The organism is Micromonospora sp. KC213, assembly GCF_004348325.1.
Classification (GTDB): Bacteria; Actinomycetota; Actinomycetes; order Mycobacteriales; family Micromonosporaceae; genus Micromonospora.
The window spans coordinates 1-21,931 of the sequence record NZ_SMKF01000069.1; the positions used below are offsets into that span (position 1 = coordinate 1).

The window sequence follows — 21,931 nt, forward strand, 5'->3', positions numbered from 1 at the left end:
GGGGTGGCGAGTGCGACCTGGATGCCGCTGTCGTGCAGCAGGTCGAGCACCTCGTCGAGCCAGCCGAGGGTGAATCGGCCGGGCGTCGGTTCGAGGCGGGACCAGGCGAACACGCCGACCGTGACGAGGTTGACGCGGGCCTCGCGCATCAGCGCAACGTCTTCGCGCCAGACCTGCGGCGACCACTGCTCGGGGTTGTAGTCGCCGCCGTAGCGGAGCCGCCCGTCGCCCCACATGACCCACGCCCCATCTGTTTGTTCAGTAGGCGTCCAAATTATGGGCCGAGTTTTTCCATGTCAACGAGGAACGACGGAGCGGACACTGCGGGACATCATTGACAGTTTGTTGGGAAGCCAAAGAAACTGGCGGGAGCGCCGGGTCCGCTACCCAAGGAGTCACCATGCCCTACCGCCCTCCGCTGGTCCCGTACGAGACCTTCGTGGCCGACCCGCCCGACCTGCCCGTGCGCGGCCCCGGCGAGCAAGGGGCCGCCGTCGTGGCACGGGCCACGGTCGCCGGCACCGACCCGCACGGCGTCACCCTCACCGCCGCCACCTCCGACGGTGGCATCCTCACCGTCCGGGTCGAGGCCGCCGGCGAGGGCGTCATCCGGGTACGCCTCGCCGAGGATCTCGCCGCCCGCAGCCGCTCCGCCCGGGCGCTGCCGCTGGTCCACCCCGCCGCCCACCCCGCGGTGGTGGCCGTCGGCGAGGGCAGCGTCACCGTCGACGCCGGGGCCGTCATCGCCGAGATCACCCTCGACCCGTGGCGGATGCGCTTCCGCGCCGCCGACGGGCAACTCCTGGTCGAACAGGACTCCGGCACCACGGACATCAGCGGCCGGCGGCGTACCCTTCCGTTCGGGCGCTCCACCGCCGACGGTGTGCCTGTCGCCTGGCACGAGAGTTTCGTCGCCCCCGGCGACGAACACTTCGTCGGCCTGGGCGAGAAGTTCACCCCGCTGGACAAGCGCGGCCAGCGAGCGTTGATGTGGAACTTCGACGCCTTCGGCGGCGAGTCCGACCGCTCGCACAAGAACGTGCCGCTCTACCTGTCCGACCGCGGCTACGGCGTGCTGGTCGACAGCGGGCTGCCGGTGGAGTTCGACATCTGTCAGTCCACCCACAGCAGCGTGCAGATCCTCGTCCCGGACGACCTGCTCGACTACTACGTGCTCGCCGGGCCGACCCCGGCGCAGATCCTGGACCGGTTCGACGCGCTGACCAGCCGGCCGTATTTGCCGCCGAAGTGGGCCTTCGGCGCCTGGATCTCCTCCGGCTTCTTCCCCGACAGCCAGCAGCGGGTACTGGACCGGGCGCGGCTGATCCGCGAGCGGGGCATCCCCTGCGACGTGTTGCACCTGGACTGCTACTGGCAGGTCGCCGGCCGCTGGTCGGAACTGCGCTGGGACGACGAGGCGTTCCCCGACCCGGCCGGCATGCTCAAGACCCTCGCCGACCAGGGTTTCCGGGTGTGCCTGTGGATGAACCCGTACCTGATGACCGGCAGCCCGCTGTACGCCGAGGCGGCCGAGGCCGGATATTTCCTGCGCCGCCCGGACGGGTCGACGTACGTGGCCGACGTGTGGCACGGCAGCCACCCGGCCTCGGCCATCGTCGACCTGACCAACCCCGCGGCGGTGCGCTGGTTCCAGGGCCTGCTGCGGCCGCTGCTGGAGCAGGGCGCGGCGGTGTTCAAGACCGACTTCGCCGAGGGGGTGCCCGCCGACGCGGTCGCCCACAACGGGATGACCGGGCTGGAACTGCACAACGTGTACGCGCTGATGTTCAACGACGTTGTCGCCGACGTGACAGAGGAGATCGCCGGGCACCGGACGGTGTGGGCACGTTCGTCGTACCTGGGCGGGCAGCGGCACAGCGCGCAGTGGAGCGGCGACGTGAACGCCACCTGGCCGGCCCTGGCCAGCACCCTGCGCGGCGGGCTGTCGCACGGGCTGTCCGGAGTGCCGTTCTGGAGCCACGACACCGGCGGCTTCAACGGCACTCCCGACCCGGACCTGTACGTGCGGTGGACCCAGTTCGGGGCGTTGTCACCGCTGGTGCGGCTGCACGGCACCACCAGCCGGCTGCCGTGGGACTTCCCTGCCGAGGCCGAGCGGGACGTGGCGGCTGCGTTGCGGCTGCGCTACCGGCTGCTGCCGTACCTGTGGTCCGCGGCGGTGGCAGCGGCCCGCACCGGTGCGCCGATGATGCGGGCGCTGCCGGTCGACACCCCCGAGGACCCGACGGCCTGGGTCATCGACCTGCAGTACCGGCTCGGCACCGACCTGCTCGTCGCCCCGGTCGTCGACCCGTCCGGTCGACGCGACGTCTACCTGCCCGTCGGCGACGACTGGGTGGACGTGGCCACCGGCGAGCGGCACCCCGGCGGGCGGTACCTGCGGGTCACCGTGCCGATGCACCGGCTGCCGCTCTACGTCCGCCACGGCGCGCTGGTTCCGGTCGCCGCGCCGGCCGACCGGATCCCAGACGGGCCGTTCCGCGACGTCGACCTGGTCAGCTGGGGTGGCCTCGGCGGCGGGACGGTGATCCACGACGTCGACGGTGACACGGTCGTCGAGGCGGAACGCGACGGCGACACCCTGCGGGTACACGCCACCGGTCCGCTGGGGATACGGAAGGTGAGCGTGGTGGGCGTGGGCGTCCCCCGCCGGGTGCTGCTCAACGGGACGGCCGCGCCGGTGGCGGCGTTCGAGGAGTGGTTCCCCCGCTGACCCACCTCAGCCGCCCGCCCCGGCCAGCGGGGTGGGCGGCACCGGCGGGTGTGCCGGGCAGGGGCGCTCGGCTACCATCAGTTAGTTGGGCTGGCAATCCAACAAACATTCGACGGTGACACGTCCCACAATCAACGGTGACCACCTCACGGCCGGCCCGGCCCGGGCACCGCGGTACGCCATGATGGGCGCGGGGACCGGGATGGCGCAGCGTCGGCGCAGGGAGCGACAGATCGTGATCGACATTCAGACCGAACCGCAGCCGAGCGACCTCGGCGACGTGCGGGTCACCAACCGGGCGGTGGTGCTGCGGCACGTACGCCGGCACGCGCCCTGCTCGCGCGCCGACATCGCCGCGCACACCGGACTCAACAAGGCCACCGTCTCCAGCCTGGTCACCGAGCTGATCGACCGCCGGTTGCTGCGGGAGACCGGGCTGACCGAGAACCGGGTCGGCCGGCCGGCCACGATGCTCGTCCTCGACGGCGAGCCGTACGCGGCGCTTGGTATGGAGATCGGCGCCGACGAACTGGTGGTGGTCGCGGTCGACCTGGGTGGCAACCGGCTGCTGACCTGGCGGCGGGCGTTCGCCGCCCCGTTGGCCGCCCCCGCCGAGACGGTCCGTGCGCTGGCCACCCTCGCCCGCCGGGCGATCAACCGGGTCAACGGGCAGGGGCGCACGATCCTCGGCCTGACCGTGGGCGTGCCGGGCCTGGTCGACACCGCCGGCACGGTGCCGCTGGCCACCGCCCTGGGCTGGCGCGACGTCCCGGTCGCCACCGCGTTGCGGGCCGCGCTGCGCGACCCCGACTTCACCATCGCCGTCGACACCGACGCCAACCTCGCGGTGGTCGCCGAGCAGCGGCACGGGGTGTACGCCGGGACCGCCGACCTGGTCCACCTCACCGGCGGCGCGACCGTCGGCGCCGGGGTGCTCACCGGCGGCCGACCGCTGCGCGGCGCACGCGGGTTCGCCGGCGAGGTCGGGCACGTCCCCGTCGATCCGGCCGGACCGGTCTGCGAGTGCGGGCGACGCGGGTGCCTGACCGCGCTGGTCGCCCTGCCCGCGGTCGTCCGCCGCCTGCTGCCCGACGTCGAGGTCGACGGGCCGGTCACCGACTGGCTGCCGGAACTCGAGCGGGTGCAGACGCTGGCCCGCCAGGAGGATCCGGGCGTCCTGGCGGGGTTGGCGGAGATCGGCACGCATCTCGGCCACGGGGTGTCCATTCTGGCCAATCTGCTCAACCCGCAGGTGGTGACCATGGGCGGGCACTTCGCCGTCCTCGCACCCTGGCTGCTCCCGGCGGCGCGGGCGGAGCTGCACGCCCGCGCGCTCGCCCCGGCGGCCGGCGGTTGCCAGCTCGTCGCCAGCCGGCTCGGCGCGACCGCCACCGCGCTTGGCGGGGCCACCGTCGCCCTGGCCACCGTCGAGTCGGGGCGGCTGCCGGTCAGCTGATCCGCCCGCCGCTTTGGCGGCACACCCCGGATCATCGACGGACATCCGTTCCGATCGGGGTGCCGGCTCTTGACCCGACGGGGGCGGTGGTGCCAACCTCGAACGGCCGTCCCGTCGTTCGGGCCTCTGGGGCGGCGAGTTTTTCGCGGTCGTCGAAGCGCTTCACCGCTGCCCGGGCCGGCGACCGTCACCACCGCATCGCACCGCCGCACGCTCCCACGCCGGCTGTCGAAGCGCTTCGACAGCCGGTCGCCGCGCCACCGCGCGAGCCCCTGGAAGGTACGCGACCATGACCGACAGCAGCCCCCTCCCGTCCATCCGAGCCCGCATCGACGACCTGCTGGCCCGGCTCACCCTGCCGGAGAAGATCGGCCTGCTGCACCAGTGGCAGGCACCGGTGCCCCGACTCGGCCTGCCTGGGTTCCGCACCGGCACCGAGGCGCTGCACGGGGTGGCCTGGCTCGGCCCGGCCACCGTCTTCCCGCAGGCCGTCGGCCTGGCCACCACCTGGAACCCGGACCTGATCCGAGCCGTCGGCACGGCCGTCGGCATCGAGGTACGCGCCAAGCACCACGCCGACCCGCAGCACGTCGGGTTGAACGTGTGGGCGCCGGTGGTCAACCTGCTGCGCGACCCCCGGTGGGGACGCAACGAGGAGGGCTGGTCCGAGGACCCGTGGCTGACCGGCCGGCTGGCCACCGCGTACGCCTGGGGGCTGCGCGGTGACCACCCCGACCGACTGCGTACCGCACCGACGGTCAAGCACTTCCTCGCCTACAACAACGAGACCGACCGGGCCACCACCTCCAGCAACCTGCCGCCCCGGGTACTTCACGAATACGAGCTGCCGGCGTACCGGGAACCCGTGGAGAGCGGCGCCGCGGTCGCCGTGATGGCCTCCTACAACCTGGTCAACGGGGCGCCCGCGCACCTGAGCCCACTGATCGACGGGGACCTGCGCGGCTGGGCCCCCGACGAGATCATGGTGGTGGGCGACGCCGCGGCGGTGAGCAACATCGCCGGCATGCAGGCCCACCTGCCCGACCACGTCGAGGGATTCGCCGCCGCGCTGCGCGCCGGCATCGACAACGTCACCGAGGACGACCCCGACCCCACGCCCACCGTGGAGCGGTTCACCGAGGCGCTACGTCGCGGTCTGATCAAAGAGTCCGACGTGGACCGCGCGGTCCGGCGCATCCTCAGCGTCCGGATCCGCCTCGGCGACCTCGACCCGCCGCACGAGGACCCGTTCGCCGACGTCCCACCTGACGTGATCGACTGCCCGGCGCACCGGGAACTGGCCCGGGAGGCCGCCCGCCAGTCGGTGGTCCTGCTGCGCAACGACGAGCTGCTGCCGCTGGACGCCTCGACGGCGCCCCGGGTGGCGGTGCTCGGGCCGTTGGCCGACGCGGTGTACGAGGACTGGTACAGCGGCACCCTGCCGTACGCGGTCACCCTGCGGCAGGGGCTGGCCGAACGGCTGCCGGCCGTCACCACCCACCACGGGGCGGACCGGATCGCGCTACGGGTGGGCGACCACTACGTCCACTGCCCGGACACCCCCGACGGGGGCCCGCTCACCCTCGGCGCCGAGGCCACCGGTCTTGACGTGTTCGACTGGGGTCGCGACATCCTGGCGCTGCGCGCGGTCTCCAACGGCCGGCACCTGGGCGTCACCGCCGAGGACGGCACCGTCGCCAACGACCGGCCCGGACCGGGCGAGTGGGTGGTCCGGGAAACCTTCCGGTTCCGGCCCGGACCCGACGGCACCATCCTGCTGCACCACCTCGCCACCGACCGGTACGTGACCGTCGACGCCGACGGTCGGCTGCGCGCCGACGCACCGACCGGGGCGGCCGCGACCGGGTTCACCGTCGAGCTGATCACCGACGGTGCCGCCGAGTGCGCCACGCTGGCCGCCGGGGCGGACGTGGCCGTGGTGGCGCTGGGCAACCATCCGATGGTCAACGGCAGGGAGACCGAGGACCGCGTCGACCTTGCCCTGCCCCGGGCGCAGGAGGCGCTGCTGCGCGCCGTGCAGGCCGCCAACCCGCGTACCGTACTGGTGCTCACCAGCAGCTACCCGTACGCGGTCGGCTGGGCGCAGGAGCACCTGCCGGCGGTGCTCTGGTCCGCGCACGGCGGTCAGGAACACGGCAACGCCCTGGCGGCGGTGCTGCTGGGCCAGGCCGAGCCGGGCGGCCGGCTCACCCAGACCTGGTACGCCGACACGGCGGAGCTGCCCGACCTGCTCGACTACGACGTGATCGGCGCCGACAGCACCTACCTGTACCACCGGGGGGATCCGCTGTACCCGTTCGGTCACGGGCTCAGTTACGGCCAGTTCGACTACGCTGACCTGCGATTGAGCGCCACGGCGGTGACCGCCGGCGAGGAGGTCGAGGTGTGCCTTGAGGTCACCAACACCGGTGCCCGTGCCGGCGACGAGGTCGTGCAGCTCTACACCCGCCAGCGTCGTTCCCGGGTCAAGCAGCCCCTGCGCCAGCTTCGGGACTTCGCCCGGGTCAGCCTCGCCCCCGGGCAGCGGCGCACGGTCACGCTGCGGCTGCGTACCGGCGAGTTGCGCTGGTGGGACGAGAGCCACGGCGGGTTTGTGGTGGAGGACGCCACCCACACCGTGCTCGTCGGTCGGTCCGCCCGCGACATCCGGCTGGTCGGCGCGTTGACCGTGCGCGGCGGGCAGCACGCCGACGGGGTGCGGCCGGAAGCGGCCGCGGGACGGCGGTCGTGACCGCCGCGGCGGGCCGTCCGCCCTCCGGCCAGGTCACCATTGCCGACGTCGCCCGGCACGCGGGCGTGGCCGCGAGTACCGTGTCGTACGTGCTCAGCGGTAAGCGGGCCATCTCCGCGGTGACCCGCAGCCGGGTGCTGGCGAGCGTCCGGCTGCTCGGGTACCACCCGAACGCGGGGGCCCGCGCGCTGGCCAGCCGGCGGGCCAACGTCATCGCCCTGGTGCTGCCCCTGCGCGCCGGCATGCAGGTGCCGGTGGTGATGCAGTTCGCCACCGCCGTGGTGACCACCGCGCGCGGCTACGACCACGACGTCCTGCTGGTCACCTCCGACGAGGGACCGGCCGGGTTGCGCCGCATCGCCGCCAGCGCCCTGGTCGACGGGGTGCTGCTGATGGACGTGGAGTTGCACGACCGGCGGGTGCCGCTGCTGCGGGAACTGGCGCTGCCCAGTGTGCTGATCGGTCTGCCCGCCGACCCGGCCGGGCTGACCTGTGTGGACCTGGACTTCCACGCCGCCGGTGCGGAGTGCGTCGCGCACCTGGCTGGGCTGGGCCATCGCCGCATCGCCCTGCTCGGCGCGCCGACGGCCGTCTACGACCGCGGCACCGGCTTCGCGCACCGCACCCGAGCCGGGGTGCGGGAGGCCGCCGACCGACACGGCGTGCAGGTGGTGACGCTGCCGTGCGAGGAGGGCACGGCCGACGTGCGGCGGGCCGTGACCGAGCTGCTGGACCGCCATCCGGACGTCTCCGGCCTGGTGGTGCAGAACGAGGCCGCGGTCGGGCCGGTGCTGGCGACCCTGCCGGCGCTGGGGCGGCGGGTGCCCGGCGACGTGTCGGTGGTGGCCATCTGCCCGGACGAGTTCGCCGGGCGCAGCAGCCCGGCGTTGACCTGCGTGCCGGTGCCGACCGAGGAGGTGGGGCGGCAGGCGGTGACCCTGCTGATGGGCAAGCTGCGAGACGAGCCGGGACCGGAGGCTATCCTGCTGGCGCCCCGGCTGACCGTTCGGGACAGCACCGCCGCCGCGCCGGCTGTCGGGGTGGGTGGCGGCGAGCGGTGACCACGGCGAAGGGACTGTCGATGGCGGACGAGCTACCCGTGTCGGCCCACCGCATCTGGGCGCCGGCGCCCGCCGCGAGCTGGGAGGACGCGTTCCTGTCCGGCAACGGCGAGTACGGAATCATGGTGTGCGGCGACCCGCACGCGGAACGGATCATCGTCAACCACCACCGGTTCGTGCTGCCCAACGGCACCCACGACGTCCGGCCGCCGGAGCTGGCCGACCGGATGCCCCACATCCGCGAGCTGGTGCTGGCCGGCCGGGGTGCCGAGGCGGCCCAGCTGCTCACCGGCGGCCGGGAGCTGGAGTGGACGCAGTCGTTTCATCCCGGCTTCGCCCTGACCATCGACGCGACGCGGCCCGGTCCGGTCGGCGACTACCGGCGCTCGACCGAGTTCGACACCGGTCAGGTCGCCGTCGAGTGGACGGGCGGGCGGCGGCGCTCGTTCGTCTCCCGCGCCGACGCGCTGGTCGTCACCGCGCTGGACATGGGCGCCTGCACCGTCGGGGCCACCGGTGACCTGCCCGGCCGCCCCGACGACGTGCGCTACGAGTGCGTCGCGTACCGGCGGGGCGATCTGGTGTTCCTGCGGGTTCGGGGCCACTACCCGCAGGTTGGCGGCGCGTACGGCTTCGAGGGGGTGACCCTGCTGCGCGGCGACGTCGAGGTCGCCGGGGACCGGGTGGTGGTGCGCGGCCCGGCGTTGCTGACCACCGCGCTGGACCGGGTCGACAGCCCTCGGTGGCGCACCGGTGAGCTGGAGGAACGGCTGGCCGCCGCCGACACCGACTACGACCGGCTGCTGGCCCGGCATCTACCCCTGCACGCGGTGCCGTACCGGCGGGTCAGCCTGGACCTGGGCGTGCCGGCGGCGGACCGGGAGCTGCCCGTCGGTGAGCTGCTCGCCCGGCAGCTCGCCGACCCCGGCGTCGCGCAGCCGGCGCTGCTGGAGCGGCTCTTCCACGCCGGCCGGTACCTGCTGTTCAGCTCCAGCGGGGTGCTGCCGCCACGGTTGACCGGGCTGTGGCTGGGCTCGTGGGACGCCGCCTGGGCCGGTGACTTCACCACCGACGCCAACCTGAACCTTCAGCTGGCCGGCGCGAACATCGCCGCCCTGCCGGAGGTGACCGCCGCGCACGCCCGCCTGGTGGCCGGGCAGGTCGACGACTGGCGACGCAACGCGCAGGCGATCTACGGCGCTCGTGGCCTGCTCGCGCCGGCCCGTACCGACGGTGAGCACGGGCACCTGTTCCACGTGCACCCCCAGTGGCCGTTCGCCGCCTGGCTGGCCGGCGCGGACTGGCTGCTGTACCCGCTGTACGAACACCACATGGTCACCGGGGAGCCGCTGGGCGAGGTCACCGGCTGGCTGGCGGAGGTGGCGGACTTCTTCACCGACGTGGTCAGCGAGGTTGACGGCGCGGTGGCGCTGGTGCCCTCGTACTCGGTGGAGACGGGTCCGCCCGACGCCGACGGGCAGCCGGTGCCGGTGACGGTCAACGCCACGATGGACGTGGCCGCCGCCCGGCACGCGCTGCGCGTCGCCGCCGAGGTGACGGGTTCGGACCGGTGGGACGGGCTGCGGGGCCGGCTGCCGACGTACCGGGTCGACGAGCGCGGTGCGCTCGCCGAGTGGGCCTGGCCCGGCTACCGTCCGGACGACGACCACCGGCACGTGAGCCACCTGTACCCGGTGTGGCCGTTGGGTGAGATCAATCCCGACGACACGCCCGAGCTGGCCGCGGCCGCGCACCGGGCGCTGACGCTGCGCGGTGACGAGAACCTCTCCGCGCACGGCAGCCTGCACCGGGCGCTGGTCGCGGCCCGGCTGCACGACGGGAACCTGGTCGGGGTGAACCTGTGCAAGATCCTCGGCGCCGACATGTTCTTCCGGTCGCTGATGAGTTCGCACAACCCGGGTCTGGCCATCTACAACGCCGACGCCGCGCACGCGCTGCCGGCGGTGTTGGTCGAGGCGTTGGCGCAGGCGATTCGGCCGGGAGTGGTGCGGCTGTTGCCGGCGCTGCCGCCGGACCTGCCGCGCGGGACGCTGCGCGGGGTGCGGCTGCCAGGGCGGATCAGCGTGCAGGAACTGGCCTGGGCGCCGGGCCTGGTTCGGGTACGGCTGGTCTCGGCGGTCCCGCAGACCGTCGAGGTGCGTACCCCGCACGGGACCGCGACGGCCACGCTGGTCGCCGACGTGCCGGTCGAGCTGACCCTGGGCAGCGGATCGTGACCCGCTACGTCAGTCTGGTCCGCGGCGGCATCGAGCTGCATGTGTCGGAGCACACCGGCGACGCCCGCCCCGGCACGCTGCTGTACCTGTATGTGGCCGACGTCGACGCGGCGGCACGGGCCTGCGGCGGTGTGCCGGTCGGCGAGCGGGACTGGGGACGCGAGTTCGAGGTGACCGACCCGGACGGCAACCGGGTGCGGGTCGGCGCGCCCCGCATGTGACGGGAGATTGGGCGGTCAGAGCGCGTCGGGCTGGTTGAGCGCGGGGTGCTGCTGCCCGGGGCGGGCGTACCAGGCGGGGCCTTCCTCGGCGGTGGTGGTGTCGATGCGCAGCCGTGACCAGTCGTCCAACGGTGGCAGGTCGGCCGGGTCGAACCAGCCGACCTCGGTCGACTCGTCGCCGTCGGCGCGGGGTTCGCCGCCGACCGGTCGGCACCGGAACCACACGTTGAGGTACCGGCAGCTGTCGCCGTTGGGGTAGACGACGGGGTGGGTGGCGACACCGGCGAGGCGTTCGACGCGTACCCGCACGCCGGTCTCTTCCAGGACTTCCCGCACCACCGCGTCGGCGGGCTGCTCGCCGGGGTCGACGATGCCGGCGGGTACCGACCAGCGGCCGTTGTCGCCGCGCCGGGCCAGCAGCACCCGGCCGGTCTCGTCGACTACGACGGCGCTCACGCCGGGCAGCAGGAGCAGGTCGTGACCGATGTGGGCGCGCAGTTCGGCGACGTAGGCGGGGACCGGCATCGGCTCACGGTATCCCGGCGAGGCGGCGCTCGGACGCCGACTGCTACTTGACACTACCTAGTACCTGACGAATCATAGGAGCCGTGACATCGAGCCATGACCCGCAGCTGCTGAAGGGCGTGTTGTCGCTGCTGCTGCTGCATCTGTTGGCCGAACGGGAGTCGTACGGCTACGAGGTGGTGCAACGCCTGCAGGAGGTCGGCTTCACCGACGTGTTGGAAGGCAGCGTCTACCCGGCCCTGGCCCGACTGGAACGCGACGGGCGGGTCGCCACCCGACTCGTGCCCTCCCCCAGCGGCCCGGCCCGCAAGTACTACCGACTCACCCCGGCCGGCTGGCAGGCGCTGCGGGCCGGCTACACCGCCTGGTCCCGGCACACCGCCAGCGTCAACGCCGTCCTGGCCCGCCCGCTGCCCGCGGCCTGCGAGAAGGAGAACTGACATGACACAGACCATCGGTTGGTCCGACCGGCTCCGCATCGAACGTCTCGTCTGGCTGCTGGACCAACAGCTGTACGACCTGCCCCGGCGGTCGCGCATCGCCACCCGCCGGGAGGTGCGGGCCAACCTGTTGGAGGCCGCCCGCGACGTCGGCACCACCGAGGCGCTGCGCCGCGTCGGCGGAAGCCGGCGGCTCGCCCACCGGTACCTGGTGGCCGAACTCGGTGACGGGCCCCGGCACTCCCTGATCGCCGCCGCCTACGTCGGTGGTCTCACCCCGCTGGCGCTGAATGTCCTGTTCGACGAGACCGCCGCCGCGTACCGGCGGGGCGTCATCGCCGCCGACCCACACGCCACCGGCACGTTCACCTGGCACGGCATCGGCTATCTGCAGGACGCCACCACGTTCACCTTCGTCGACGGGCAGGTCAGTCAGGTCGGCGGGGGGTGGGCTCCGTTGACGTTCCTGCTGTGGGTCGTCGGGACCGTCGCCGCCGGCCGGCTCTGGCGGCTGGTCCGGTGGCGGGCCGGCCGACGGGAAGCCGTCGCCCAGGCCGGCTGACCCCCGGCGCCGGGCCGCCGACCGGCACGGCAGGTTCCCGGCCGGCGCCCGGCCGGGGCGGCACTAGACTTCCGCCTCGATGGACGCCCAGCCCGCCCCCACCGACACCCGACCGTGCGCCCACTGCGGGCGCGACGTACCGCAGCGTGCCGGCGCGGGCCGGCCGTTCCGCTACTGCCGGGACAACGACGGCGCCTGCCAGCGGGCGTCGCGCAACTCGCGAATGCGCCACCGCAACGCCCCGGGCCTGCCCGGCCAGGTCGCCCGCACCTGGGAGGCGGTGGACCGGCTCGACCAGATCGTCGAGACGTTGACCGAGGCCCTGCACGCCGAACTGTCCCCGGTCGGAGTGGAGCGCCAGCTCGCCGCGCTGCGCGCCGAGACCGCCGCGCAGGTCGCCCAGGCCCACGCCGAACGCGACGACGCCCGCGGCGACGCCGAAACCGCCGCCGCCGAGGCGACCCGCGCCCGGTCCGAGACGCGGATCGCCCTCGCCGACCGTGACGCCGCGCTGGCCCGCGCCGAGCAGGCCGACACGCGCGCCGCTGAAGCCGCCCGCCGCGCCGAGGCGGCCGAGGCGCAGCGCGACGCCGCCCGCCGCGAGGTCGGCGCCGCCGAGGCGCTGCGGGTACAGGCCGAACGCGACCGCGACGCCGCCCGCCACGAGGTGCGGACGCTGCGGGCCGAACGGGACGCCGAACGGCAGCGCGCCGCCGACCTGACCGTGGCGCGGGACGCCGCCCGCGCCGAGGCCCAGCGGGCCACCGAGGCGGCCCAGATCGCCCACCGCCGCGCCGACGAGGCGCTCGCGCAGGCGACGTCGGCCCGGGCGGACGCCGACCGGCACGCCGAGGCTGCTCAGCGCGCCGACGCGCAGGAGCAGGCGGCACGGCGCGACGCCGACACCGCGCGGGCCGCGGCCGACGCCTCCCGCCAGGAAGCCGAGCGGGCTCGCCGGGAAGCCGACGCCTCCCGCCGGGAAGCCGAGGCGGCTGCGGCCCGGGCCCGGGAGGAACTGGCGGCCGTGTCGGCTCAGCGCGACGCGGCCGCCGCGGAGCTTGCGGCGGTCAGGCAGGCCGCCGCCGCCGGGCAGGCCCACCTGACCGAGCTGGAGGTACGCCTGCGCGCGGCCGAGGCCGACCGGGACGCCGCCCAGCGGCGCGCGGCGCAGCTCTCCGACCAGGTCAGTGACCTGGCCGCCGCGCTGGCCCGGTGGGGCACCACCCGGGCCGGCTGAGCGCCGCCGCTCGGGCGGTCGTCACCGCATCCTGCTCGCCGTCCCCTGTCGCGCCTTCCTTCCTGGGCGATCGCCCAGTACAATCGCCTTGGACATATGACCAAGGAGGGTGGGTGTGGTGACGGCGGCGCAGCGCGGGCAGGAGGTGCGGCAGCGCCTGCTGCGCGCCGCGACGGAGCTGATCGTGGAACGCGGCTGGACCGCGGTGACCACCCGCGTCCTGGCGCAACGGGCCGGTGTCGCGCCGGGTCTGGTGCACTACCACTTCACGTCGGTGCAGGCGCTACTGGTCGAGGCGGTCGTGGCGGCGGCCCGGTCGGTGACCGCGCGGACCGGTCCCCTGCTGGCCGACGCACCCAGCGCCGACGAGGCGTTGACCGCGCTGCTGGGCATGTTCGACACCACCAGCGGCACCGACCCGACCTCGGTGCTGTTCGTCGAGGCGTACCTGGCCGCGACGCGCGACGAACGGCTCCGGCAGGCGCTCGGCGAGATGATCGGACAGTTCCGCCGCCAACTCGCCGATCACCTCGCTGCCCACGCGGTGCCGGACCCCCACGCCACCGCGGCCGTGCTCGCCGCCGCGATCGACGGCGTGCTGCTGCACCGGGCGCTGGCGGCCGGTCCGTCCGGCGACGCTCTCGCCGCCGTGCTGCGCAGGTTGGTGACACCAGGAGCGGAGGACGCACGATGAAGGTGATCATTTGCGGGGGCGGGATCGCCGGTCTGGCCCTCGCCCAACGGCTCGGCTCGTCGGGCGCCGAGGTGACCGTGCTGGAGAAGGCACCCGGTCCGCGCACCGGCGGCTACATGTTGGACTTCTTCGGCCCCGGATACGACGCCGCCGAGGCGATGGGCCTGCTGCCGGCCATCCGCGAGTGCGGCTACCGCGTCGAGGAACTCGCGTACTGCGACGAGTCGGGGCGCCGACGCGCCGGCCTGGGATACGGACAGTTCGCCCGGGCCGTCGGCGGGCGGGTGGTCAGCCTGATGCGCCCGGACCTGGAACGGGTGTTGCGCGAGCACCTGCCGGCCGCAGTCGACGTGCGCTTCGCCAGCACGATCACCGAGGTGGACGACCGCGCCGACGGGGTGACGGTCACCCTCGACGACGGCAGCGCGCTGACCGGCGATTTGCTCGTCGGCGGCGACGGCATCCACTCGACCGTGCGGACACTGGTCTTCGGCCCGGAACACCGGTTTCTACGCCACCTCGGGTATCACACCGCCGCCTTCTCGTTTGACGACGCCGCCGTGCACGCCGCGGTCGACGGCCGGTTCTGCATGACCGACACGCCCCGACGTGCCATGGGCTTCTACGGTCTGCCCGGCAACCGGGTCGCGGTGTTCGCCGTGCACCGCACCGACGATGCGGCCCTGCCGGCCGACGCCCGCGACGCGCTGCGCCGCGAGTACGCGTCCCTCGGCTGGATCGCGCCCGCGGCGCTGGCCGCCTGTCCACCGGCCCCGCAGGTGTACTACGACCAGGTGGCGCAGACCCAGGTGCCGGTCTGGAGCCGGGGCCGGGTGGTGTTGCTGGGCGACGCGGCCCACGCGGTGTCCCTGCTGGCCGGGCAGGGCGCCTCGCTGGCCGTCGCCGGCGCGTACGTGCTCGCCGAGGAACTGGCCCGACGCGACAGCGTCGAGGCCGCGCTGGCCGGCTACGAGCGGGCGCTGCGCCCGCTGGTCGTCGACCGGCAGGCCACGGCCCGCCGCAGCGCCCGCTGGTTCGTGCCGACCACCCGGGGCGGGCTGCGGCTGCGTCGGGCCGGTCTGGCCCTGGCCGGGCTGCCGTTCACCACCCGGCTGGCGGCCGGCGCCGTGGTCGGCCGGCCCACCGACCTGGTCGACCGGGTGCGGGCCGGACGACGCTCGGTGGGCACCGGTCGCGGGTAGGCCGCTCGGCCTACCCGACCTGGCAGGCCCCTCGTCGCCACCCCGGGCCCATCCGTGGTTTCGGCCCGGGGTGATCCTGCTACTGCGCCGTGAGCCGCGGCCCGGGCCCGCGCTCGGACGGAGACGTGGTCGCGGGTGCGGCATCTGCTCACCGACCGGCGGTGCGCTGGCCGAGGCCACCTCGGCACGCCACTGACCACAGCTGGTGAACCTGCTCCGAATGGCCCGCCCGTAGTTTCCAGACCAAAAACAACGCTAAGCAGTTGATCTAGGCCGGTACCAGGGACGCCGGCCCCAGAGTGGCGGGTCGCGCGGGAGGCGCTTCGCCGCTTTTCATGATCCCGGTACGTGGGATGCGGGATCAGCGCCGGTGCCGGCGGTGGTGCTCGTCGTTTTCGGCGGTGATGCGGGCGGAGGTCTCCTCGCCGAGTCGGACGTATATGCCGAGGGTGGCCAGGTGCTGGTGGCGGGACTTGGCCTGGAGTTCGGCGGCGCTGCGGCCCTTGGCCGCGGGGTGCGTCAGCCCGGAGTGGCGCAGTTGATGCAGGGTGTACCCGGTGCCGTGGGGGTCGTGGAGCTGGGATGCCTGTTTGAACAGGTACTCGGCGCGCGGGTAGGACAGCCTGCCGCGGCCGGTGTCGGGGCAGATGTCGCGCAGGGCTGGTGCGCGGCGACCGGCGGCGGGTGCGCGCCGGTCGGCGAGGAACACCGGGCCGGCGGTGCGGCCGGCCAGTAGCCGGGGCAGCAGGCGGGCGGTGGGGGTCTCCCAGTAGACGTAGGCGCGGTCGCCGCCTTTCTCGGTGACCAGGGCGCGGCGGAACTCCATGTCGAGGTCGGGCACGTCGAGGCCGAGGATCTCTTCGGCGCGGGCGCAGGTCTCGTAGAGCATCCGCCAGAGCACCCGCTCGCGCAGCGGGTTGCGGTCGTCGGTGAACAGCCGCTCCAGCCGCGTGCGGGGGATGGCCTTGTCTCGGATCCGGGTGACCTTGCGCCGCTCCAGACGGCGGCCGGGGTCGGTGCTCAGCCAGTCCTGGCGGCGGCAGTAGGCGGCGAACGAGGTCAGCGCGGACAGATGCTTGTTCCAGGTGTTCGCGGCCCGCTCGTCCCAGCGGGCCATCGTCTGCTCGTAGAGCTCCGGGGTGAGAGCGGCGACCGGCAGTGGGTCGCCGGCGGTTTCGCGCAGTCGGCGCAGGGTCTCGATGTAGGTGGCGCGGGTGGCGGGGTCGTCACGGAACCGGTCGAGGAACGCGTCGACGGCGACCACGAGCGCCACCGGGCGCCGGGCGGTCGGCAGCGGGATCACGGACACCTCGGCGGCCCCTTGCGGCGATGTGACACAGAATGTGGCCGAGTCACCCTTTGCGCCATGACGGTGTCCGGCAGGTGGCGGCGGGTGGATCGTCGACCCTATGACAGAGAATACGGGATTCTGTGTCACAGACGGCCTGCAGGAGCAGGCGACTTGCCTAGTGCGTCCGGTAGCGCTGTCGCGCCCAGGAAGAGGCGGTTGTGCCCGGAATTCGTCGAGGAGGATTTCGATGCCGATACCGCGAAAGCCTCTCGGGGGAATACCACTGTCGGCTTGTACAAGTGAACCATGGTAAGATGTGGTCGTGAACGCGTTCGACGTCCTCGGCGACCCGGTGCGTCGGCGGATCTTGGAGCTGCTCGCCGACGGTGAGCAGACCGCTGGCGCAATCACAGATGTGATCCGGGTCGAGTTCGCACTGTCGCAGCAGGCTGTCTCCCAGCATTTGCGGGTTCTCCGTGAGCACGGGTTCGCGTCGGTCCGGGCTGAGGGGGCTCGTCGGTTCTACGCCGTGGAGGCCGGGCCGTTGAGCGAGGTTGACTCGTGGCTGGACCGGTTCCGCAGGCTCTGGGACCAGCGACTAGACGCACTGGAGACCGAGCTCGCCCGCGGCAGGCGTATGACCCGGAAACCCGCCAACGACGAGCCTGGCGGGCCCAACGAAGAAGCGTAGGCACGAGGGGTTCCCTACCGAACGGAGCATGACGATGAAGGATGTTCTCGACGAGCTGTCCGCGGCCCGCCGGAAGATGGGCACGGCGACTTTGCCCGCCGGTGAGGCATACACGATGGAGCTGAGGCGTCGCTACAACGCGCACCTCGATGACGTGTGGGACGCCATCACCAACCCCGAGCGACTGAGTCGCTGGATGAAGCCGGTCACCGGCGACCTTCGCCTCGGCGGGACATTCGAGCTAGACGGCGGCGAGCATGGCGAGATCCTCCGGTGCGAGCCGCCGCGCTTGCTGCGGGTGTCCTGGATGTTCGGGCCCGGCGCGGACGAGTGGCCCGGCACAAGCGAGGTCGAGGTGCGACTGTCTCCCGGATCAGCCGGAGACACCGAGTTCGAACTGGTCCACGCTGCCGCCGTCGGAGAACCTATGTTCCCCACCTACGGTCCCGGTGCCGGCGGTGTCGGCTGGGACCTGCATCTGCTAACCCTCGCCGGCTTCCTGGGCGACGGCGAGGTCCTTGACCACGAGGAGTTCAGGGCATCGCCCGCCGGCCGCGAGTTCAGCCGGCGTAGCGCCGCCGCCTGGGGCGAGGCCCACCTGGCCGGCGGCGGCGAACCGAGCCAAGTCGCGGCCGCGGTCGAGGCCACCACCGCGTTCTACCAGCCCGCCGGGGACGCGTGATGAAGTAACGCCACCGCGGAGGTGACCGCACCGTCGGCGCGCAGCAGTCGCCGCCGAGCATGCGCGTCGGCCGCAGGGCTGGTCAGTCGGCCACTATGACGCAGCGGCTGCTGCGGCGATGGCCGCACACTTGCGGCCCGGAAACTGCTGCCTAAGACGCTGAAGTTCGGTGAAACCGGCTTCTCTCAGGCGGGCGGAGAACTCGTCCACAGGCCAGCGGTATGCGGTGTGGACCTTGTGATCGAACGCGGCCACCCCGTCGTCGCTGTCGAAGAAGCCGATTACTAGCCTCCCGGAAGGGGTCAGCATCCGGCGGAACCGGGCTAGCACACCGTCCAGCTCCGGTGGCGGTATGTGAATGGTTGAATACCAGGAGAGGATGCCGGCCACCGAATGGGCGGGAAGGTCCAGGTCGGTCATCTCTCCGAGCTGGAACTCTGGCCCGGGAAAGTTGGTCTGGGCGTAGTCGATGAACTCGGGGACCAAGTCGACGCCGGTCACGTCGGCGCCGAGCGAATGCAGGTAGGCGCTCCAATGGCCGGGGCCGCAACCGAGATCGAGCACCGTGCCGTCCAGGCCGACGAGGTGACCTCGGACGAGGGCCGCGTCGTCCGCGTGGGCCTGCCAGTCACCATCGAACAAGGCGATGTACTGCTCCGACATGTACGAGTAGGCGTCACGGATTGGTTGGTTTCTCACGGCGTCACTTTAAGAGTCAGTCCTCGATCCCACTCATCCCGCGAGCGTAGAACCGGCCCCTAACCCGCTCTGGGAGTAGCGAGACAGGCACTTACCGGGCAGTAGGCACTGCGGCGAGCGACCAGTCACCGTCCGGCAGCGGAGGCGTCGCCGCCGATGCCGATCTCGTTGCCATCACCGTCGCGGAACACGTACTTCCCCCACCACCGTCACCGACGACGTCGTCGTCACCTCACCAGCCCGTGGTTAGCGTCGTGCCGAGGTGGCCTCGATCAGCCGTAGCGGCCGGTAGCCGTCGGTGTCGAGCTGAGCGAGCTCGCCGTCGATGTCGACCGAGTGGGTGCCGTAGAAGTGCACGTTCTCATGGTGGGTCGGCCAGATGTGTGCCAGGACCTCGTCGTCGACGTCGCGGCCGCCTCTGCGCAGGGCGGCCACGCCGAGACCGTGGTACTCCGTGGACCAGCAGACGATCGCATTGGTGGCCACGGTCAGGCACCACATCTGCTCGCTCTGCTGCTCGTGGTGCCGCCGTCGCAACGCGCCCTCGCCGGCGTACGCGAGGCAGCGGCGCAGGGCGTGCAGGTTCTCGCCCTTGTTCAGCTGCCGGGCGATGCGCCGCCGGTAGGTCTCGTCGGCCAGGTATCGGGTGGCGTAGACCGTGCGGCGCAGCGCCCCGTACTCCTTGATCGCGCTGGTCAGCGCGTTCTGCTGCCGCTTCGAGGAGCACAACTTCCCGACCACCAGCGCCGCCGTGGCGTGCCCGCCCTGCACCGACGCGGCGACCCGCAGCAGGTCGTCCCACATGTCCGTGATCAGGTCCAGGTTCAGCCGCCGGGTCAGCAGCGCCCCGGCGCGCGGGTAGCGGTCCATAAAGTCAGCGCGGGGCCCGGTCCGGTACAGGGTGATCTTCCCGAGGTCGCGGATGCGCGGCGAGAGCTGTTTGCCGACCAGGTCGAACAGGGCGAAGTTCGCCAGGGTTGCGCCGTGGGTGTCGGTGGCGTGCTCGAACACGGGCAGGTCGGTCTCATTGCCGAGCAGTCCGTCGAGCACGTAGTGCGACTCCGGCGCGGTCGCGACGATGACCTTCGTGTCGAAGGTCGAGTGCTGGTCCGAGACGTGGGTGTACGTGGAGATGCCCTGGCCGCGGGCGAAGTACCGCGACAGGTGCCGGGCGGTGATGGATTTGCCCTTGACCGGGAACCGCTGCCCGTCCGAGGAGGACAGGGTGCCCGAGCCGAACGCCCGGGTCAGCGGCAGCAGATGGTGGTAGTTGACCACCGCGGCGTTGGCCGCCTCCAGGGTTTCGGGCCGGAAGTACCACTCGGCGGTCCAGGCGAGCACGTCGTACGGCACGCCGCAGGACTCGGCCATCGCGGACAGGCCCATGTTCGTGGCCTCCGCGATGATCACACACATCAAGTTGCGCTTGAGCTCGGCCGGCCGGGCGACCTTCCCGCCGGCATGCACCAGGTGATCGGTGAAACCGGTCCGCGCGTCGACCTCCACCAGCACCGACGCGATGGGCACCCGCGGCAGCATCGCGGCCAGCTCGGCGCGCAGCGCATCGGCCTCGGCGGGTACGTCCTCCGCGGTCAGCGGCGGGATGATCAGCTCGCCGTCGTCGGTGAGTCGTACCTCGCCCGGGTTGCCCTTCGCCAGCTGGGTCTCCAGATCGGCCAGGGCGGTGTGCAGCTCGTCGTGGGCCGCCGCGAGCGCGTCGGCGGCCTCGACCGGTTTGCCGACCAGGTGGCAGAACTCCACCTTCTGCGGCGCCCACGCCTGCGGGGTGAGCAGGAACGACGCCGGATCGGCGTACCGGCGCGACCCGGGCACAAACACATCACCGGAACGCAGCCCGTCACGCAGGCCCACCAGCACGGCCAGCTCCCAGTACCGGCGATACGCAGTAACGTCGCCGGCCTGCTCCGCGGCGACCAGGTAGCCGGCCCACTTCACCGGCACGAACCCGACCGGCGCGTCGGCCGGCACCTTGCGGGCACCGGCCGCGTACAGACCCGTCAGGATCCCCACGGCCTGCATCAGCTGCTCGGTGCCGGGCCCACCGTCGAACCCGACCGGCCAGCACGGCCGGGGCAAATTGGCGCAGGTACGACATCGACGCATCCAGCATGCTCAGCTGACCGTGATCGCGGGGCAGCCGCTCGCGGCGCTCAGCCCACGCGGCGCGCATCCGGTCCAGGCCGATGCTCATGCGCAACATGCCGCCGATCTGCTCGTCACCGATCCCGGTATCGAGCACGATGGTCAGGATCTCGTCCAGCAGCGCCTGCCGGTTCTCGCCGCCCTTGGCCCGCTCGGCCAAGGCCTCGGCGACCTTCTGCTTCGCCGCCGCCTCCCGGCCGCTGATCGCCTGGTCGAACAGCAGCAGCGTCTCGTCGAGCACATCGACGGCCGACTGCGACAGCAGCGTGAGCAGGATCGGATACCGGCGCTCCGGCTCCCGCCGCTGCAACGCCTGCCCCGTCAACCGCCGGCCGACCCCGGCCAGGAACCGGCGCCGCTCCACCGGCAGCATCGACAGGTCCACGGTGTGCGCGTCCAGGCGCCGCAGATAGGCCAGCTTCTCCAACTCCGCCTTCACCGCCGCCGGACTCGACGACGTCGGCCCCACACTTAGCCACGCCAGCGGCGTCCGGCCGAGATAGGCATCCGGGACCAGCAACAGATCCAGCTCAGCGCACCGCCGGTCAGAGAGCAGATGCCGCACCCGCGACCAGGTCTCCGTCCTCGCGTGAGCCCGAGCCGCGGCCACCCGCCGCAGCAACAGGATCACCCCAGGCCGGAGCACCCGCGACGACAGCAGGTACTCGCAGGCCAACCGGAACAGCAGCTTCGGCGAGTCATGCTCCATCGCCCTGGCGAACAGGAACTCGTCGAGGTCCTTCCACTCGGCGGTGTTCATCGACCGCCAGCCGGCGTAACCGGCCACCTCACGCAGATGATCCGTACGGGTCTGCTCCCGCTCGCCGTACCCGCGCAACTCACCCATCGCGATCCCGAGCCGCTGCGACAACCGGCCCACCACGGCATCCGGCGCCAACGCCACCTCATCGGGCACGAACCCCAGCCACGGCAGCGAGCACAGCTGGACCGCCACACCCAGCACGTTGCGGCCAGTGCGGAACTGGCGCACGAACGCCTCGTCCGCACCGGTCAACGTGAAGTACCGGATCAGCTCAGCCCGGTTGATCTCCGGGAAGCCCCGAAGCCGCGCCAGTTCCTCCGCCGAGAACACATCCTGAGTCGCCACGAACCCACCGCCTGAGCATCGACCGTCACCAAACGGACGGCACGCTAGGGCTCAGGACAGAGCTTGATCAACCCTCAGTTCTTACCGTTGTTTTTGGTCTGAAACTACGGGCGGGCCGAATCCCGCATGAGCGTCGAGCCGCCGCATGCATCTGCCGTTATACCTTCGCATCCGAT

The 21,931-nt window shown here is 72.6% G+C and carries 17 protein-coding genes and 1 pseudogene; 13 read left to right on the top strand and 5 right to left on the bottom strand.

What is annotated here, in order from left to right; translation table 11 throughout:
- On the bottom strand, positions 1-236 hold a 236-nt coding region (locus E1166_RS15860), incomplete at its 3' end, for a beta-galactosidase (protein WP_207914252.1).
- A gap of 164 nt (positions 237-400) precedes the next feature.
- Between E1166_RS15860 and E1166_RS15865 the strand changes: the two genes are divergently transcribed.
- From E1166_RS15865 to E1166_RS15890, 6 genes are all read left to right on the top strand, one after another.
- Positions 401-2,734: a TIM-barrel domain-containing protein gene (locus E1166_RS15865; RefSeq protein ID WP_132339680.1), complete on the top strand. Its 2,334-nt coding sequence runs from the start codon at positions 401-403 to the stop codon at positions 2,732-2,734.
- 115 nt (positions 2,735-2,849) lie between these two features.
- Positions 2,850-4,190, top strand: a complete 1,341-nt coding sequence (locus E1166_RS15870; protein ID WP_243710373.1) for an ROK family transcriptional regulator — start codon at positions 2,850-2,852, stop codon at positions 4,188-4,190.
- Between the two features lie 289 nt (positions 4,191-4,479).
- Positions 4,480-6,942, top strand: coding sequence for a glycoside hydrolase family 3 C-terminal domain-containing protein (locus E1166_RS15875; protein WP_132339682.1), 2,463 nt, complete (start codon positions 4,480-4,482; stop codon positions 6,940-6,942).
- Positions 6,939-8,003, top strand: a complete 1,065-nt coding sequence (locus E1166_RS15880; RefSeq protein WP_132266244.1) for a LacI family DNA-binding transcriptional regulator — start codon at positions 6,939-6,941, stop codon at positions 8,001-8,003. The genes E1166_RS15875 and E1166_RS15880 overlap by 4 nt, the downstream gene beginning before the upstream one ends.
- Positions 8,000-10,240, top strand: a complete 2,241-nt coding sequence (locus E1166_RS15885) for a glycoside hydrolase N-terminal domain-containing protein (protein WP_243710374.1) — start codon at positions 8,000-8,002, stop codon at positions 10,238-10,240. The genes E1166_RS15880 and E1166_RS15885 overlap by 4 nt, the downstream gene beginning before the upstream one ends.
- Positions 10,237-10,461 carry a glyoxalase superfamily protein gene (locus tag E1166_RS15890; RefSeq protein WP_132339684.1) on the top strand — a complete coding sequence of 75 codons (225 nt, stop codon included), beginning with the start codon at positions 10,237-10,239 and terminating at the stop codon, positions 10,459-10,461. The genes E1166_RS15885 and E1166_RS15890 overlap by 4 nt, the downstream gene beginning before the upstream one ends.
- Before the next feature lie 15 nt (positions 10,462-10,476).
- Here the strand turns inward: E1166_RS15890 and E1166_RS15895 are convergent, their stop codons facing one another.
- Positions 10,477-10,986, bottom strand: coding sequence for an NUDIX domain-containing protein (locus E1166_RS15895; RefSeq protein ID WP_132339686.1), 510 nt, complete (start codon positions 10,984-10,986; stop codon positions 10,477-10,479).
- Positions 10,987-11,069: 83 nt separating this feature from the next.
- Here E1166_RS15895 and E1166_RS15900 point away from each other — a divergent pair, with 83 nt between their 5' ends.
- The 5 genes from E1166_RS15900 (at position 11,070) to E1166_RS15920 (ending at position 15,121) form a co-directional block, all read left to right on the top strand.
- Entirely contained in the window at positions 11,070-11,426 is a 357-nt protein-coding gene (locus E1166_RS15900) for a PadR family transcriptional regulator (protein WP_207914254.1), read from the top strand.
- A gap of 1 nt (position 11,427) precedes the next feature.
- Positions 11,428-11,988 (top strand): hypothetical protein, encoded by a 561-nt coding sequence (locus E1166_RS15905; protein ID WP_132339697.1) that lies wholly within the window; start codon positions 11,428-11,430, stop codon positions 11,986-11,988.
- Positions 11,989-12,067: 79 nt separating this feature from the next.
- A complete protein-coding gene (locus E1166_RS15910) occupies positions 12,068-13,225 on the top strand; it encodes a hypothetical protein (RefSeq protein ID WP_132339699.1) in 1,158 nt (385 codons plus the stop codon).
- Between the two features lie 118 nt (positions 13,226-13,343).
- Positions 13,344-13,919: a TetR family transcriptional regulator gene (locus E1166_RS15915; protein WP_207914255.1), complete on the top strand. Its 576-nt coding sequence runs from the start codon at positions 13,344-13,346 to the stop codon at positions 13,917-13,919.
- A complete protein-coding gene (locus E1166_RS15920; protein ID WP_132339701.1) occupies positions 13,916-15,121 on the top strand; it encodes an FAD-dependent monooxygenase in 1,206 nt (401 codons plus the stop codon). Before E1166_RS15915 ends, E1166_RS15920 begins: the two co-directional genes overlap by 4 nt.
- Before the next feature lie 361 nt (positions 15,122-15,482).
- Here E1166_RS15920 and E1166_RS15925 read toward each other — a convergent pair whose 3' ends face one another.
- Positions 15,483-16,430 carry a site-specific integrase gene (locus E1166_RS15925; protein ID WP_132339703.1) on the bottom strand — a complete coding sequence of 316 codons (948 nt, stop codon included), beginning with the start codon at positions 16,428-16,430 and terminating at the stop codon, positions 15,483-15,485.
- A gap of 304 nt (positions 16,431-16,734) precedes the next feature.
- Here E1166_RS15925 and E1166_RS15930 point away from each other — a divergent pair, with 304 nt between their 5' ends.
- Both E1166_RS15930 and E1166_RS15935 read left to right on the top strand, forming a co-directional pair.
- Positions 16,735-17,103 carry a metalloregulator ArsR/SmtB family transcription factor gene (locus E1166_RS15930; protein WP_132181100.1) on the top strand — a complete coding sequence of 123 codons (369 nt, stop codon included), beginning with the start codon at positions 16,735-16,737 and terminating at the stop codon, positions 17,101-17,103.
- Between the two features lie 28 nt (positions 17,104-17,131).
- The gene (locus E1166_RS15935) at positions 17,132-17,785 is read left to right on the top strand and encodes an SRPBCC family protein (protein WP_132339705.1); all 654 of its coding nucleotides are present in this window, start codon (positions 17,132-17,134) and stop codon (positions 17,783-17,785) included.
- Between the two features lie 93 nt (positions 17,786-17,878).
- Here the strand turns inward: E1166_RS15935 and E1166_RS15940 are convergent, their stop codons facing one another.
- Together E1166_RS15940 and E1166_RS32685 are read right to left on the bottom strand one after the other, a co-directional pair.
- Positions 17,879-18,448, bottom strand: a complete 570-nt coding sequence (locus E1166_RS15940) for a class I SAM-dependent methyltransferase (protein ID WP_120730846.1) — start codon at positions 18,446-18,448, stop codon at positions 17,879-17,881.
- 282 nt (positions 18,449-18,730) lie between these two features.
- A pseudogene (locus E1166_RS32685) lies at positions 18,731-21,755 on the bottom strand (Tn3 family transposase).
- Between the last annotated feature and the right edge of the window lie 176 nt (positions 21,756-21,931).

Bases quoted from the DNA above. Each gene is read 5' to 3' on its own strand.
- E1166_RS15935 (WP_132339705.1), top strand. From the start codon at position 17,132: ATGACGATGAAGGATGTTCTCGACGAGCTGTCCGCGGCCCGCCGGAAG.
- E1166_RS15905 (WP_132339697.1), top strand. From the start codon at position 11,428: ATGACACAGACCATCGGTTGGTCCGACCGGCTCCGCATCGAACGTCTC.
- E1166_RS15895 (WP_132339686.1), bottom strand. From the start codon at position 10,986: ATGCCGGTCCCCGCCTACGTCGCCGAACTGCGCGCCCACATCGGTCAC.
- E1166_RS15940 (WP_120730846.1), bottom strand. From the start codon at position 18,448: ATGTCGGAGCAGTACATCGCCTTGTTCGATGGTGACTGGCAGGCCCAC.
- E1166_RS15910 (WP_132339699.1), top strand. From the start codon at position 12,068: ATGGACGCCCAGCCCGCCCCCACCGACACCCGACCGTGCGCCCACTGC.
- E1166_RS15920 (WP_132339701.1), top strand. From the start codon at position 13,916: ATGAAGGTGATCATTTGCGGGGGCGGGATCGCCGGTCTGGCCCTCGCC.
- E1166_RS15875 (WP_132339682.1), top strand. From the start codon at position 4,480: ATGACCGACAGCAGCCCCCTCCCGTCCATCCGAGCCCGCATCGACGAC.
- E1166_RS15865 (WP_132339680.1), top strand. From the start codon at position 401: ATGCCCTACCGCCCTCCGCTGGTCCCGTACGAGACCTTCGTGGCCGAC.